Origin of the sequence: Aquamicrobium sp. NLF2-7, assembly GCF_022359935.1 — a bacterium.
Classification (GTDB): domain Bacteria; phylum Pseudomonadota; class Alphaproteobacteria; order Rhizobiales; family Rhizobiaceae; genus Mesorhizobium; species Mesorhizobium lusatiense.
The window spans coordinates 16,471-30,653 of sequence record NZ_JAKSED010000002.1 but is presented as its reverse complement, the minus strand read 5'-3'; the positions used below and the strand labels follow the sequence as shown (position 1 = coordinate 30,653).

Here is a 14,183-nt window from a genome sequence, read left to right as displayed (position 1 = left end):
GACATTTTCTATCGCGCTGTGGAGTCGGCGCCGGCGATGGTGGCGGAACCCATTTCCACTGACGCGGGGTTGAGAGTCGTTTCAGGTGCATCCGCCTGACTGCCGATCGCCTTCAGATATTCCGGCGGCATCGGAATCTCCACCTTCACCGTATCGCCCGGCAGCACCGGGCTCGCCATGGTTGCCGCGATTTCGAAGATGCTTCCATCCGCAGCCGGCCGGTAGATCGTATAGATCGGTTCGGCCTGTTCCATGCTGGCGCGGCGTGCCATCAGTCCGGGTGCTGCCAGTTCCGATTCGAAGATCAGGCGCGCGGTGGTTTCGGCCTTGCGGTCGAGCGCATCCAGCTCGATCTGCGTGTCGCGCAGCGCGTTGGTGATTTCGTTGCGGCGCGTGTCCTGCATTTCGATGATCTGGATTTCGGTGCGACTGATTTCCTGCCGGCTGCGCAGCAGGCTGGTTTCGGCGGCGAGCCGTTCGCTTTGTATCTGCGCCAGTGCGCGTTCGAGCGAGAGTTCGCGGGGAGCGGCAGCGAGCCCGCGCTCCACCAGAGAGGCTACGCTGCCCAGCTCCTTCTGCACAAGCTCCACCTGCTTGTCGAGAAACACGAGCTGCGCGCCGAGTGACGTCACTTCCTTTTCCAGAAAATCGCGGAGATTCCTCAGGGCACGCACCTGCGTCTCGATGCCTTCCCGGCGCGCCTTGAAGATCGATTCCTCCTGCCGCATCAGCAGGGCAACCTCGTCGTCGTCTTGGATCGCGACAAGTTGCGGCGGGAAGTCGATGGACGCTGCCTGCGCCAGCTCCGCCCCGAGCCGGGCCTTGCGCGCCAGCAGATTGATCCTGTTGAGCCCGATCAGCTTCGCTTCGCCCTGACCCTGTATGATCTCGCGCTCATAGCGATCCATGCGCTCCTCGCGCAGCCGTATTCCGCCGGCGATGCCAAGCGCCTGCATCACGGTGAGGCCGGGGCGATAGGCGAACTCGCCGGACTGCGTGACCTGCCCCAGAATGTAGAAGGGGCGATATTGCACAACCTCGACGGCGGTGTCGGGCTTGCGGCCGAGCCCCATATTGCGCACCAGACTGTCGCCTATGGCGCTGGCCAGTTCGGCGGTGGTGCGTCCGGCGGCGCCGACCTCGCCTGCCAGCGGCAGCGAGAGCGCCCCCGAGGAACTGACGATGAACACATCGTTGAGCGCCGTCCACTCAAAGACGGTGTCACGCGACGCCCGCCATTCGAAAACCTTGATGCGCACCCTGTCCTGCGCGCCGAGCCGGTATTCCTCGCCCTGTGCGGGGGCCACACCCAGCACGAGGGCGGCGGATGCGGCGCAGATCGACAGGATCATGCCGGGCCGCGCCACCGCTTTGCCTGAAGCACGCTGCGGACGTTTCAGATGGGGGCTTGAGGGAACTGAGGTGAAGCGCATATCCCGTTCTCATCACTGAATCTGGAGGATGTATTCAGGTTCGACGCGCCCTTTCAGCAGGTGGCCGAGAGCCATGAGATTGCCGCGCAGGCGTCCGCGCCGGTCGATATGGATTTCCGGCCGGACGCTGCGCACCATATTCGCGGCGATGTTGCGCGCCATCAGCTTCAGCGCGAAGCTGGCGGGCATCGTGCCCTTGCGCAGCAGGTAGACGGGATTCACGACCTGCGAATAACCGAAGCGCAATCCGCTCATCCGTCCGCCCCTGACCGCCATGTGCACGCTGCGGATGGCCGGGAGGCAGACAATCCTGCCGCGCCGCCCGAGCTGGGTGGTGAAGTCGATGTCCTCCTGCCAGCTATAGAGCGCCAGCCGCTCGTCGAAGCGCAGGTCGCCGATCATCGCGGTGCGGATCGTCATGTTGCCGCCTTGCGCGCCGATCTGGTCGGTCGCGTTGTCGCCGGTCTCGTCAATGACGTCCGCCGCGCGCAGCGCTGCCAGACCGTCAGCCCATGAAATTTCTCCGGTCGTCGCGCCATCCCTGATGATGTGGCCCATGACCACCGCCCAGTCGGGGTTTTGCTCAAGCGCCCGGCAGGCGCGCTCCAGATAGCGTGTTGCAGGGATCAGGTCGTCGTCGAGATAGGTGATGACGTCGAAGCGGCCAAGCGCCACTTCAAGACCGCGGTTGCGCTGCGCCGATATGCATTTGATGCCGAACACCTTGCTGACCGGAAAGCGTGTTTCTACGACGGGAACCTGCGTGTCATCGGTGGTCGAGATGATGACTTCATCGGGAATCTTCGTCTGTTCTCCCAGCCACACGAGAAGCCGGCCGAGAACCTCCCTGCGCCCATAGGTTGGAATGATCACAGCATGTGTGAGAGCCATCGTGCATTCCCCCTGCCGTTGCGGAGCGGCGTCTGCCGTGACGCGGTTGCCATCGATGATCCTAGTGGGCGGCAATGCAGGATGCAGCCTGCAAATAAGGTGTCGGTTGCGGCGATTGTAGCTCCATGGAGGTAGCGGCATTACGCCTTTGGGCTGTGTCCGGACCGCAGCGATCCTCCCTTCACGCCATTCGACCAGCTTGTTCCTTCACCTTGCTCCGTAAGAAACTCGGACCTCATGCCCTTCGGCAGAAAGGGCGGCCAAATGGGGTGGGTTCGCAACATGCATCAGGCACGCCAGAACGGCTGGGCGCACGGGGAGCGCCTCGATCCGGGGTTGCACGGAGCAGGGTTGGACGCAGCAGAATGGGGCAGGCTGGCCGACAGAGACCTGCCCATGCCGGCAGTGGACCGCAACGCGCGCATTGCCGTGGTTCACGACTGGTGCCCGAATTTTCGCGGCGGCGAGCGGGTGCTGGCGCGCATATGCAGCGTGTTTCCCAACGCGGAGGTGTTCACCCTGTTCGACTTCCTGCCGCGCGAGGTGAAGGAGGAGTATTTCCCCGACGTGGTCTTCCATACCTCGGTCGCCAACCGGCTGCCGCTGGTGCACAAATATCACCGGGCGCTGTTCTTCCTCTGCCCGTTCCTCATCGAGCAGTTCGACGTCACCGGCTATGATGCCGTCATCTCGTCCTCGGCCGCCTTCTCCAGAGGCGTGCTGACACGGCCCGACCAGCCGCATCTGTGCTATGTGCACAGTCCGATCCGCTATGCGTGGGACGAGCAGTTCTCCTATCTCCAGCAGGGCAGGTTCGGTTTCGGGCCGAAGGGACTGGCCTTCCGCTACCTGCTGCACAAGCTGCGCATGTGGGACATGCGCACTGCCCATGGACCGGACCTCATGCTCGCCAATTCGAGCTATGTGCGCTCGCGCATCAGGCGCATTTACGGGCGCGAGGCCATGGTGGTTCATCCGCCGGTGCCGACGGGCGAACTGTACTATGTGCCCGTCAAGGAAGACTATTACGTCACCGCGGCGTTCCATGCGCCCTACAAGCGGCTGGACGTCGTTGTCGAGGCGTTCACCCGTATGCCGTCGCGCCATCTCGTGGTGGTGGGCGACGAGGCGCAGTCGAAGCATCTGCGATCGCGGGCGGGTCCCAATATCAGCTTCACCGGCCATCTGCCGCGCAAGGACTATGTGGCCAATATCGCCCATGCCCGCGCGATGGTGTTCGCCGGTTGCGAGGATTTCGGCATCGCGCTCGCCGAAGCTCAATATTGCGGAACGCCGCTGATCGCGTTTGGAAGGGGCGGTGCCAGCGATATCGTGCGGCCGCTGGGGCAGGTGCGCGAGCCGACCGGGGTGCTGTTTGCCCGTCAGGATCCCCGGAGCCTTATCGACGCCGTCGGGCATTTCGAGGCCAATGAGGAGGCGATCGCGCCACTGGCCTGCCACCTCAATGCCGAGCGCTTTTCGGAAGCGCGGTTCGATCGCGAGATCCTGCAGGCCATGGCCTCGCTGCCGGCCATGCACGGTTAAGGGCGTTTATTTTCCTGCGCAAACAGCACCGCATGGGCCGAGCGGAATTCATCCGAGCGGATGATTTCCAGCGCCAGTTGCGCCGGCGTCAATTCGCGACGGTTGAGGCGGGCGAGATAGTCGGACAGGCCCCTTCCATCCGGCTCGCGGCCGAGCAGCAGCATGTAGATGCCCTTGATGTAGTTCGCATTCGTCATGCGTGAGACGGGATGCGCGCGCCGGAACTCGCTCGTTTCCAGAATCTCCGCCAGCGCTGCCGCTGCGCTTTGCCCGCGCTTCAGGGCGAAGGAAACGCGCCATTGCTCGGCTGGGGCCGGCAGGCGGTGCAGCGCAAGGCAATAGAGATAGGCTGCCTGATTGGCATGGTTGGCCACCGAGGTGTCGAGCGCGTTCCGGTCGCAGGTGGGGGCAGGGGAAAGCGCGGTTGCCGCAGGTTCGGCATTGCCTCCCGCCGCGATGAAGCCTCTCGCTGTGCTGTAAGCCAGCTTGACGCCGTCGGGCGTCCATCTGCCTTCATCCGTCTTGCGCAGGCGCACCAGCCCCATGGTGGCCTCGAAGCTCGGCGCCCAATAGGGCTCGTCCAGCAATTCATAGATGTGGGCGGCCTCGATGCGGTATTCGGCCCGCAGTTCGCGAAACTGGCGCATCATCTCCAGCAACCCGTCAGCCTGATCCTGTTCGCCCTTTTCGCCGGAGCGGTTGAACTCGGTGATCCAGACTGGCTTGCCGAGGGTGCTGAGATAGTCGAGCGGACGCTTCAGGTCGTCGCCATAGTGGTGCCAGACCGAAATGTCCCAGTCGACGCCATCCGCCTTCATGCGGTCGAAGGCTCCTGTGTGGCCCCAGCCCGCGGTGCCCATCGCTTTCCGGATGGTGGGGTCGACCGCCTCGGTGCCGTCAGAAAGGCCGCGCAGCACGGCGCTCACCTTTTTCCATCGCGGAGTGAAATAGTGCGAGGGATCGTCGCCTCCGGCGGTGCCCCATGAACAGTCATATTGCGTGCCGTCGTCGCGCATCTCGCAGGCGCTGATCAGGGCATGGATTTCCATCTCGTTGCCGAGCTCCCACACGCGGATGTCATCCCTGAAGCGGGAAACGAGCGTTTCCGCCATGGCGTAGGACTTGGCATAGAGATCGCCGGCCGTCTCGGTGTCGAGGTCGAGATCGGGCGTGATCACCGGCAATATGTCGATGCCGCGCGCCTTCGCCTCTTTAACCAGAGTCGTCAGCCCGGCCATGTGATCGAGGCTGGAAACGTTCACCCGGTAGGACGTCATGCCGAGATCGCGCACATAGTCGAGCTGCAGCTCGAAGGGGATGTCGGGATAGGCCGTGAAAGGATGACCGTTGACGCCCCATCGAAGCTCTTCGCTCCATGCGGCGGTAACGCTGAGCAGACCGGCCAGAGCCATGCAGAGCCGGGCGATCATTCCGCCTCGCTCCAGCCTCCGTTGCCGGTGAGCACGCCAGCGAAGATTTCGGCGATGCGGGTGATCGTCTGCGTGTCCACCTTGCGCGATGTCGGCAGGTTGATGCCGCACGCCGAAAGCCGTTCGCTGTGCGGGCATTTGCGGGCATAGCGTCGGTAGGCCGGCATTGAGGACAGGCCGTGAAAGAAGGGCCGCAGGTCGATATTGGCCTGCCTGCATGCCTCGATGAGTTGTGGCCGCGCCTGAGCCGGCACCAGCGCGCAGGAAAACCACGTCACCGGCTCATATCTGGCCGGCATGGGTGGCGGGAAGGCGATACCCGGCAGGTGCCTGAGCGCGGCCTCATAGCCCTCATGCACCCTACGGCGCATTGCAAGAAAATCGTCCATGCGCTCCAGCTGGGCGCAGCCGATGGATGCCTGCAGATTGGTCATACGGAAATTGTAGCCCGCTTCCTCGTGCCAGTAGCGGCGTTCCGGCCGCATGCCATGGTCGCGCAGCATGCGCATGCGCCGCGCGAGGTCGGCATTGCCGGTGACGCAGATGCCGCCTTCGCCGGTGGTGACGATCTTGTTGGCGAAGAAGGAGAAGCTCGCCACGTCCGAGAATGAGCCGACCGGCTGGCCGTCATAGGCCGCGCCATGGGCCTCGGCGCAATCCTCTACGACGAACAGCCCGTGCCGCAGCGCCAGGTCGCGGATCTCGGTCATCGGCGCCGGTCGGCCGAACACATGCACCGGCATCACTGCGCGCGTGCGCGGCGTGATGGCGCGCTCGATGGCCTCAGGCGTGATGCACCATGTCAGCGGATCGACATCGACCAGAACCGGCGTGGCTCCCAGGTGGATGACCACATTGGCCGAGGCGGCGAAGGTCAGGTCCGGCACGATCACCTCGTCGCCGGGGCCGATCCCGAGCGCCGCCAGCGCAAGGTGCAGCGAAACCGTTCCGTTGGATGTGGCGACGCCGTGGCTCATGCCGGTGCGCGCGGCGAAGGACGATTCAAACCGGGTGATGTACTCGCCGGTCGAGGAAATCCATGTCGAGAGAAACGCGTCCATGAGGTTGCGCAGCTCCGCATGGGACAAGTCGGGCGCGGCCACCGGCAGGAAGGTTGCATCGGAGCGTTTTTCGATGCCGACGATGCGCCGCCGCTCATCCAGCACCGGCGCAACGGGCGAATCCGTATCGTCGAGGCTGCCGGGCCTGAGGATCTCGCCAAGGCTGGCATGGCCGAGATGGACGCCATCGCGCAGGGCCTGCCTCAGGTCCTGAAGCGTCAGGCGGCCGATGGCCTCGCCGTCGCCATTGGTCACGAAGACAAGCCCGTAGCCGTTGTCGAGCGCGCGTTCGATGGCCGTCCAGAGGCTGTCCGAGGTGCGGCAGACGAAGCCGGCCGTTCCGGCTTCCGTTTCGATGCCGGCGACATGGAGGTTCATGACACCCTTGCCGCCGATGTAAGATAATTCGAGGTCAGGTCGGGGTTGTAGAGAACCACCGATGTGCCGTCGTGCTCCATCCGGAACGGAACGAAGGTGAGGCTGGACAGCGCCGAAAGCACGGAAGCGCGCGCTTCAGGCGGCACGAACATCAGCAGGAAGCCGCCGCCGCCGGCGCCCAGCAGCTTGCCGCCCAGCGCGCCTGCCTTGCGGGCGGCTTCGTAGCAACCGTCGATTGTCGGGTTGGAGACGGAGGCGTCCAGCTTGCGCTTCTCCATCCATGCGTGGTGCAGCAGCCGTCCGAACTCGGTGAGCGGGCAGTTGGGATTGGTCAGGATCCGCTCGCCTTCGGCCACCATGTCGTACATGGCGCGTAGTTCGCGCGTACGGTCGTCGAAGCGGGCGACCTTCTTCTTCTCGATGGCGTCGGCGGAGCGGGTGAAGCCGGTGAAGAACATCATCAGCGAATCTTCCAGCAGCGCGCGTCGCGCCGGCGTGATGTTGACCGGGCGCACCCGATGGTCGCCGCCGGGGCTGAAGTCGATGCGGTTGAGCCCGCCATGGGCGGCCGCGATCTGGTCCTGGCAGCCAACGGTTTCCTTCAGCAGCTCCTGCTCCACGAAGATCGCCTCGCGGGCCAGCACATGCTTGGGGCTCAGCCGGCCGAGATTGCCGAAATAGGCGTGCAGCAGGGAGACGGTGAAGGCGGAACTGGAGCCGAGACCCGTCTGCGAGGGCAGGTCGGCATTGTAGATCACCTCATAGCCGCTGTCGTCGGCAGCACCATAGTGCTTGAGCACTTCGCGCACCACCGGATGGCAGATTTCGTTCATGCAGCGCACTTCTTCCAGCATGCCCCATGCGACCCGGTAGTTGAAGTCGAACACGGCCGGCAGGCGCCGCAGCTGCACGTAGATGTACTTGTTGATGGTGGTGGAGAGCACGGCTCCCGGCTCGGGCCGGTTGAACCATGTCGGATGATCGGTCCCGCCGCCGAAGAAGGACACCCGCAAGGGACTTCTGACGATGATCATGGATATGCCCCCAATGCCAGAGATTCAGCAATCGGTCCGGCAGGCGATGGCCGTCGGGCCGCAACCAGTATTTCCAGAGGTGTTCTGCTGCGCAAACCGGGCGTTCGGCGGTCGGGCTACCCTTTTCGGGGGAGCATCCGGCCTTCGGGCGTATGCGCCGCACCTTCTTGCGGAATGGCGCCTACACATTCGCGTAGCGCGAGTTGCGGATCATCCTGTAGCCGCGGATGAGTTCCCCGATGCCGTCGTCGAGGCTCCAGTCCGGCATCCAGCCGGTGCGCTCCAGCTTCTCGTTGGAAACGATGTAGTCGCGCTTGTCCGGGTCCTCGCCGATGGGAGCTTCCAGATAGGCGAATTGCGGCACATGCGCCCTTATGCGCTCGCACAGCTCCAGCTTGGAGAGGTTGGCGCTGGACAGGCCCAGATTGTAGGGCTGGCCGCGCATGGCGTCGAAATTGGCCAGCGCGTGCTCGAACCCCTTCACCACGTCGCGCACATGGATGTAGTTGCGCTTGAAATGGCCCTCGAAGATGACGACGGCGCGGTCGGTCACGGCCCGCCATGTGAAGTCGTTGACCAGGAGGTCGATGCGCATGCGCGGCGACATGCCGAACACCGTCGCCAGCCGCAGCGTGACGCCTCGCGCGTTTTCCAGCACGGCCGCCTCGGCCTCCACCTTGGTGGTTCCGTAGAGCGAGATCGGGTTGAGCGGCGTCTCCTCGGTGCAGAAAATGCCCTGTTCGCCAATGCCATAGCCGGAATTGGTGGTTGGGTAGACGATCATCTGCGCCGGCGAGGTACGTTTCGTCAGCGCCACCACTGCATCCCGGTTGAGCGTCGTGGCGGTAATCGGGTCCTGCTTGCACAGCGGGGCGCCGACAAGAGCCGCAAGCGGGATGACGGCATCGGCCCTCGGCACCAGATCGTCCAGAAGGCGCTCGTCGCGTGCATCGCCGCGAACCGGCGCGAAGCCCGCATAGCGGCAGCAGGGCGCAAGCTCCGTGGTGCCGCGCTCGAAAGTATCCAGCACGGTGACGCCGTGGCCGTGTTCAAGCAGCGTGGGAACCAGAACCGAGCCGATATAGCCCGCCCCGCCAGTGACCAGTATGTGCATCGTCATCCCCGATAAAGCGTTAGAAGGAAAAAGCTTCCGGCCGGTGCTGTCCTTCATCCGGCAAAGGCGTCGTCCACCTGCGGCGCGATCCTGAGCATTTCCGCGAAGGCGATCATCAGGTGGTAGAGGGTGGAGGCGGGCACATGGTCCGTTACCGGCCGCCGCTCCGCGTCGATCCTGTCCATCCACGTTCCGGGCAGTCCCTGATCGAGGAAATGGTCGAACAGGACGCGCGTGCTGCTGGCGAATACGGGGCGCGGATCGATGCCGAACAGTTCGAACATGGCCACTGCCGCCTGAATGCGCTCGGTGTTGGGCCATACGCGCGAGCCGGCGTCGATGACGACGCCGTCGTCGCGCACGGCGCTCAGCGTCAGCCAGTCGTCATGCTCGACGCCGTGGGTTTCGGCGAACCATGTCAGCCCTTCCACGAAGGGCCGCATGTCGCGGCCGGTGAGGTGCTGGTAGCGCGCCAGTATCCAGGCCCATTCGAACTGGTGACCGGGCTCGATGGCACGTCCCCCGGCAATACGAAGCCGGTTCCAGCGCTCGTCGAACTGCTCGCCGAGCGTCGAGGTGCGCGGGTCGAAGAAGCGCGTTGCGAAGAGATCGACGATCTCGTCGGCAAGGCGGCGGAAGCGCTCGCCGCCACCGGCTTCGAGATTGACCAGCGCGGCCTCCAGCAGATGCATGTGCGGGTTCTGGAGCCGTGCGCCAGAGGCAGGCTTTTCCACCAGAAAGCCCTGACCGCCGGGGTGGCGCATATGCGCTTCGATGAAGTCGAGCGTGCTCAGCGCCCACAAGCGGGCGGCATCGTCCCCGGAAGCGCGTCCGTACCAGCCGAAGGCGTAGAGGGTGAAGGCGAGGTCGTAGAGGTCGGGCGTCGCATCCTTCACGCGCCCGTCGGGGGTGAGCAGCCGCGCCCAGCCGCCGTCCGGCCCGAGCCATGCGTTGCGGGTAAGGAACTCGTAGCCGAACCGCGCGCAGTCGAGCGCGTCTTTCTGGCCAAGCAGGGCCGCATGGCTGAAGACATAGATCTGCCGGCCGATGACGCGGGTGCGCTTGAAATCGACCGGCCGCGCCGACCCGTCGAAGGCCATCTGCTCGACATAGCCGCCCCGCGTCCAGTCGACCCCGTTTGCAGCCCACAGCGGAATGGCGCAATCGAGCATCCACCGACTGGCCCGTTGAATGGCGGTGTCAGCCTGCCATCCGTGATCGATGCTGACTTTCTGGCGCGCGGCTGTGAGGTAGGGCATGGTCAACCTGCCTGCATGGCTGGAGTTTCAGTGAAAATCGGGTTCGGCGGCGGGCCAGCGACCTGCCGCACGGCGGCCAGCGCCTGCCGCACGGTGGCGAGCAGATTGCCGCCGTCGAACAGCATGCCCGGTATGCCCGCCCGGTTCGCAGCCTCGATGTCGCTGTCGCGGTCGCCTGTGAGAAAGCTGCCCCGGTCGCGTATGCGCCATTCGCGCCGCGCTTTGAGCAGCATGCCCGGATTGGGCTTGCGGTCGGGATGCGAGGGGTGCCTGTACCGGCGGATCGTTGCATCCGGATGGAAGGGGCAATGGTAGAAGGCGTCGATATGGGCGCCGATATCGGCAAGCTCGGTCTGCATCCGCGCATGGAAGGCATGCACGTCCGCCTCGTGGTAGAAACCATGGGCGACGCCGGCCTGATTGGTGACCACGAACACCAGATAGCCCGCCTCGTTGAGGGTGAGCACCGCTTCGCGCGCGCCGTCGATCCACTGGAGCTGTTCGGGCCGGTGGGTGTAGCCGCGATCGGTGTTGAGCACGCCGTCACGGTCGAGGAAGGCGGCGGGCCGCGCCAGCCTGAAAGGCAGTTCGCGCCGGGCCTGCGCCAGCGTTTCCGGCAGGCCGATATCGAGGAAATAGCCGTCGAAGACCCGGCCATCGACGGCCCCTTGCCGCACAAGCTCGGGAAAGACGTCCTGCTCGATCGAGCAGGGGCCGGCAATATGGTCGAGAACCGCGCGGTTGAGCAGGTAGAGCCCGCCATTGATGAGACCCGGTCCTGTTGCGGCTTTCTTCTCGGTGAAGGCGGTGATGCGTCGGCCATGGAGCTCGACCGAACCGTAGCGGCCCATGTCCTCCATGCTGCGCAGGGCAATCCGCGCCAGCCTGTCGCGCGGCGGGGCGACCGCCAGTGCGCGCAGGTTGATGTCGAACCAGGAATCGCCGTTCGCCAGCAGGAACCACGGATCGAGCATGCCGGCGGCATGGCGAAGCGCGCCGCCGGTTCCGGCGGGTTCCGGTTCGCGGATGACGCGGATCACCGCGCCCCTGATCTGCCGGCCATGATAGAGGCGTTGGACGCTGTCGCCCAGATGGCCGGCCAGCAGCACGATGTCTGTAAAGCCATGGCGCGCCGCCTCCTCGATGAGCAGGTCCAGCAACAGCATGTCGGGGGCGATCGGAAGCAACGGCTTCGGCGTGGTTGCCGTCAGTTTGCCGAGACGCGTTCCCTTGCCCCCGACGAGGAAGACTGCCTGCCTGACAGCCATGCCACGTACCCCCCGTGGTTTGCCGGCAGCTTGTTGCGCGGTCGGCCTGCTGATCTGTGCAATCAGCTTCCGCGCCTCTGCGTGAACCATCAACGCGACAATAAGGGGTAGGCCCCCTCGCCAAGCTGTTGACTTGCTACCTCGGCTGATCGCTTGCCATCGCGCCGGTGCTGGCAGCATGCTGGCCCCGCTCCGGATAGCCCGGTCAACAGGTTCGATCGGGCGCGTTCCGGCATGACGACAGCGACGGGGGAAAGCCGCAATGGTGCTGAAGCAGCAGGCGAGGCTGGGCGCCTATTGGCTGGTGGGCTCGCAGGTGGTCAACATGGTGACGGCCTTCCTGCTCGCCGTCTTCCTCGCCCGCATCCTAGAAATCTACCAGTTCGGACTGATGACGCTTTCGACGGTCGTCTTCTTCATTGGCACGCTGGTGACGACGGCGGCCTTCCGCGAGACGCTGATCGTGCGGCAGGACCTTGGCCGGGACACAATATCGGCGCTGTTCTGGATGAGCCTCGGCCTGTCCGTCGTCGTCGCCGGCGGCTGTGCGCTGGCCGCCGCACCCGTCGCCCGTATTCTCGGGACGCCCGAGTTCGAAACGCTGATGTGGGTCGTTGCCGGCTCCATACTCGCCAACGGCATCGGCGGCATTCCGGGCGCGATCCGCGTGGTCAGGCGCGACTTCGCCCGCATAGGTATGCAGACGGGCGTGCTCTCGCTGGCGCTCGCTCCGGTTACCGTGGCCATGGCGCTCCAGGGCTATGGCGCTCTGAGCGCTGTGATGACGGCCTTTATCTATCATTGCATCACCTGTGTCCTGAACTGGTACTGCGCCGGCTGGACGCCGCTGTGGCGGGTGTCGCCGCGCGCCATCGGAGCCGCGCGCTCGACCCTGCTGGTCATGTGCGGGCAGCAGGGGCTCGATGTCGCCAATTCGCAGATCGACCGGGGCATCATCGGTTCGCTTCTGGGGCCGCACGCGCTCGGCCTCTATTCGATCGGCCGGCGGCTGAACGATCTCATGATGGACGCCATCATCGGACCCTCGGTCAGCGTCACCATGCCGCTGATCGCCTCCATTCAGGGCAATGTCGAACGGCTGCGTTCCGCCTATGTGCAGACGCTGTCACTGGCCATGATCATGGCCGTTCCCATGAATCTGGGCCTGCTGGCGGTGGGCGACCTCGCCATCCGCGTGCTGTTCGGCGAAAAATGGCTCGATGCGGCACCGGTGATGTATGCCTTCGTGTTCATGGGAATTCTGGGGGCGATCAGCGGCGTGCAGCGATCCGTGGTTCAGGGTGGCGGGCGGCCCGACATGTGGTTCCGCATACAGGTGGTGCATACCACCGCCAACATGGCGGCGATCGTGGCGGCTGCGTCCTTCGGCATTTTCACCATTGCCTGCGCCATGCTGCTGAGGGCGGTGCTGCTCAGCCCTCTGGCTTTCATCGCGGCGGGAAAGATGACGGGGGTCGGCAGGAGCCAGCATCTCGCCATCATGCGCGCTCCGGGCGAAGCCGGCCTCGCCATGCTGGTGGCTGTTCTGTTGGTTCGCGCAATGCTGCCCGCCGGCTTCGCACCGGTGCTGTCGCTGGCGATACTGGTGACGCTCGGCGCGGCGGTCTATGCGGGATCGCTGGCCCTGATCGCCAGAAGCGAGTTCGTGCATGCCCTGTCGCTGGTCATGCCGAAAAGCCTGACCATGAAGCTGCATTCGCTTCGCGGTGGGACATCCTGAGAGGACGATCGGAGCGGTTTCCCGGCTTCGCGGCGTTTCATCCATAAGGATGGGCGCACCACGCCGCGGCCTCCCAAAGACTCAGGTCCGACGACCTGACGGGCGCGCGCCTCTCTCCTGAATGATTGGCACTGCCGCCTATTGCTGCGTCGCAGCACTTTGCATCTGCGGTTATCGTCTGAGGCCGGCGGATTTCGGTTCGTCGTGCTGCGGGGTCTTGTCGAGCGGGGCAGGGGAGGGACTGTGTTGAGCGATCCGATCCATACGGGTGCGGGACCCGCTGCTGCCGGCCAGCCGGGCGAGGCTGCCCCGGCGCGCAGGGTCATGCTCATGGTCGCTATGCCGGGTCTCGTCTCGACAAGCCTGATCAGGGCGGTCGAGCTGGAGCTCCCATGGATCGTCGTGGAGCAGCGCCCCGACATCTCTGCAGCCTGTGAGCGCTTTGATGAACCGCTGGCGCTGATCCTGTGTGAAGCGCATGTTCTGCCTGCGGTCGAGGCAATTTCATCTGAAATACTGCGCATTCATCCGCTCGCGAGCGCCGCCGTGATCGAGCAGGGTGATCGTGAACCGTCGTTTCGCCTGAAGGATGTGCTGGGTTCGCGGCTGGTGCGGGGCGTATTGCCCATGAGCCTGAAGCTCGATGTCTGGCTCTCGGTCGTCCGCCTGCTTCTGCATGGAGGGGAATATTTCCCGGCCCGGATGCTTTTCAGCCAGATTGCGGGGGAAGCGGCATCATCCCCGGTTCCGGGCATGATCAGTCCGCCCTATCCCATTGCTGATGACGATGATCTGGCGACGCTGACGGCGCGGGAACTTCAGATTCTCGAGATGGTCGCGCGCGGCCTGCAAAACAGGACGATTGCGGCCGAATTTTCCCTGTCCGAACACACGGTCAAGGTCCATCTCCACAACATCATCGGCAAGCTTGGGGTCCGCAACCGCTCTGAAGCTGCGGCCTGCTTCCGCAAGGGTATGAATTTGCGGGCAGACGGGATGTTCCGTATCCGGAGATAACCACCCCGGCTC

11 protein-coding genes are annotated in these 14,183 nt (G+C 64.6%); 3 read left to right on the top strand and 8 right to left on the bottom strand.

The window, feature by feature from the left end; genetic code table 11:
• Positions 1-8 precede the first annotated feature (8 nt).
• Together MIC97_RS17025 and MIC97_RS17020 are read right to left on the bottom strand one after the other, a co-directional pair.
• Positions 9-1,433, bottom strand: coding sequence for a polysaccharide biosynthesis/export family protein (locus MIC97_RS17025; RefSeq protein ID WP_239801205.1), 1,425 nt, complete (start codon positions 1,431-1,433; stop codon positions 9-11).
• A gap of 12 nt (positions 1,434-1,445) precedes the next feature.
• The gene (locus tag MIC97_RS17020) at positions 1,446-2,324 is read right to left on the bottom strand and encodes a glycosyltransferase (protein WP_239801204.1); all 879 of its coding nucleotides are present in this window, start codon (positions 2,322-2,324) and stop codon (positions 1,446-1,448) included.
• Between the two features lie 396 nt (positions 2,325-2,720).
• Between MIC97_RS17020 and MIC97_RS17015 the strand changes: the two genes are divergently transcribed.
• Complete coding sequence (locus MIC97_RS17015) at positions 2,721-3,869, top strand: glycosyltransferase (RefSeq protein WP_239801464.1); 1,149 nt, start codon at positions 2,721-2,723, stop codon at positions 3,867-3,869.
• Here the strand turns inward: MIC97_RS17015 and MIC97_RS17010 are convergent.
• The 6 genes from MIC97_RS17010 to MIC97_RS16985 form a co-directional block, all read right to left on the bottom strand.
• A complete protein-coding gene (locus MIC97_RS17010) occupies positions 3,866-5,299 on the bottom strand; it encodes a DUF4214 domain-containing protein (protein WP_239801203.1) in 1,434 nt (477 codons plus the stop codon). The genes MIC97_RS17015 and MIC97_RS17010 overlap by 4 nt on opposite strands.
• On the bottom strand, positions 5,296-6,738 hold the full coding sequence (locus MIC97_RS17005) for an aminotransferase class I/II-fold pyridoxal phosphate-dependent enzyme (protein WP_239801202.1): 1,443 nt from the start codon (positions 6,736-6,738) through the stop codon (positions 5,296-5,298). The genes MIC97_RS17010 and MIC97_RS17005 overlap by 4 nt, the downstream gene beginning before the upstream one ends.
• Positions 6,735-7,772: a hypothetical protein gene (locus MIC97_RS17000; protein WP_239801201.1), complete on the bottom strand. Its 1,038-nt coding sequence runs from the start codon at positions 7,770-7,772 to the stop codon at positions 6,735-6,737. Before MIC97_RS17000 ends, MIC97_RS17005 begins: the two co-directional genes overlap by 4 nt.
• A 181-nt stretch (positions 7,773-7,953) precedes the next feature.
• Complete coding sequence (locus MIC97_RS16995; RefSeq protein ID WP_239801200.1) at positions 7,954-8,886, bottom strand: NAD(P)-dependent oxidoreductase; 933 nt, start codon at positions 8,884-8,886, stop codon at positions 7,954-7,956.
• 53 nt (positions 8,887-8,939) lie between these two features.
• Positions 8,940-10,145 carry an AGE family epimerase/isomerase gene (locus MIC97_RS16990; protein WP_239801199.1) on the bottom strand — a complete coding sequence of 402 codons (1,206 nt, stop codon included), beginning with the start codon at positions 10,143-10,145 and terminating at the stop codon, positions 8,940-8,942.
• Between the two features lie 2 nt (positions 10,146-10,147).
• Positions 10,148-11,413 carry an HAD-IIIA family hydrolase gene (locus MIC97_RS16985; RefSeq protein WP_239801198.1) on the bottom strand — a complete coding sequence of 422 codons (1,266 nt, stop codon included), beginning with the start codon at positions 11,411-11,413 and terminating at the stop codon, positions 10,148-10,150.
• A gap of 262 nt (positions 11,414-11,675) precedes the next feature.
• Between MIC97_RS16985 and MIC97_RS16980 the strand changes: the two genes are divergently transcribed.
• Entirely contained in the window at positions 11,676-13,154 is a 1,479-nt protein-coding gene (locus MIC97_RS16980) for an oligosaccharide flippase family protein (protein ID WP_239801197.1), read from the top strand.
• 402 nt (positions 13,155-13,556) lie between these two features.
• Entirely contained in the window at positions 13,557-14,171 is a 615-nt protein-coding gene (locus tag MIC97_RS16975) for a response regulator transcription factor (protein WP_239801196.1), read from the top strand.
• Positions 14,172-14,183 lie beyond the last annotated feature (12 nt).

What these genes read in the sequence shown, in the direction of transcription:
- MIC97_RS17015 (WP_239801464.1), top strand. Translation starts at nt 2,721, where the DNA reads ATGCCGGCAGTGGACCGCAACGCGCGCATTGCCGTGGTTCACGACTGG.
- MIC97_RS17000 (WP_239801201.1), bottom strand. Translation starts at nt 7,772, where the DNA reads ATGATCATCGTCAGAAGTCCCTTGCGGGTGTCCTTCTTCGGCGGCGGG.
- MIC97_RS17025 (WP_239801205.1), bottom strand. Translation starts at nt 1,433, where the DNA reads ATGCGCTTCACCTCAGTTCCCTCAAGCCCCCATCTGAAACGTCCGCAG.
- MIC97_RS16980 (WP_239801197.1), top strand. Translation starts at nt 11,676, where the DNA reads ATGGTGCTGAAGCAGCAGGCGAGGCTGGGCGCCTATTGGCTGGTGGGC.
- MIC97_RS16995 (WP_239801200.1), bottom strand. Translation starts at nt 8,886, where the DNA reads ATGCACATACTGGTCACTGGCGGGGCGGGCTATATCGGCTCGGTTCTG.
- MIC97_RS17020 (WP_239801204.1), bottom strand. Translation starts at nt 2,324, where the DNA reads ATGGCTCTCACACATGCTGTGATCATTCCAACCTATGGGCGCAGGGAG.
- MIC97_RS17005 (WP_239801202.1), bottom strand. Translation starts at nt 6,738, where the DNA reads ATGAACCTCCATGTCGCCGGCATCGAAACGGAAGCCGGAACGGCCGGC.
- MIC97_RS16985 (WP_239801198.1), bottom strand. Translation starts at nt 11,413, where the DNA reads ATGGCTGTCAGGCAGGCAGTCTTCCTCGTCGGGGGCAAGGGAACGCGT.
- MIC97_RS16990 (WP_239801199.1), bottom strand. Translation starts at nt 10,145, where the DNA reads ATGCCCTACCTCACAGCCGCGCGCCAGAAAGTCAGCATCGATCACGGA.
- MIC97_RS17010 (WP_239801203.1), bottom strand. Translation starts at nt 5,299, where the DNA reads ATGATCGCCCGGCTCTGCATGGCTCTGGCCGGTCTGCTCAGCGTTACC.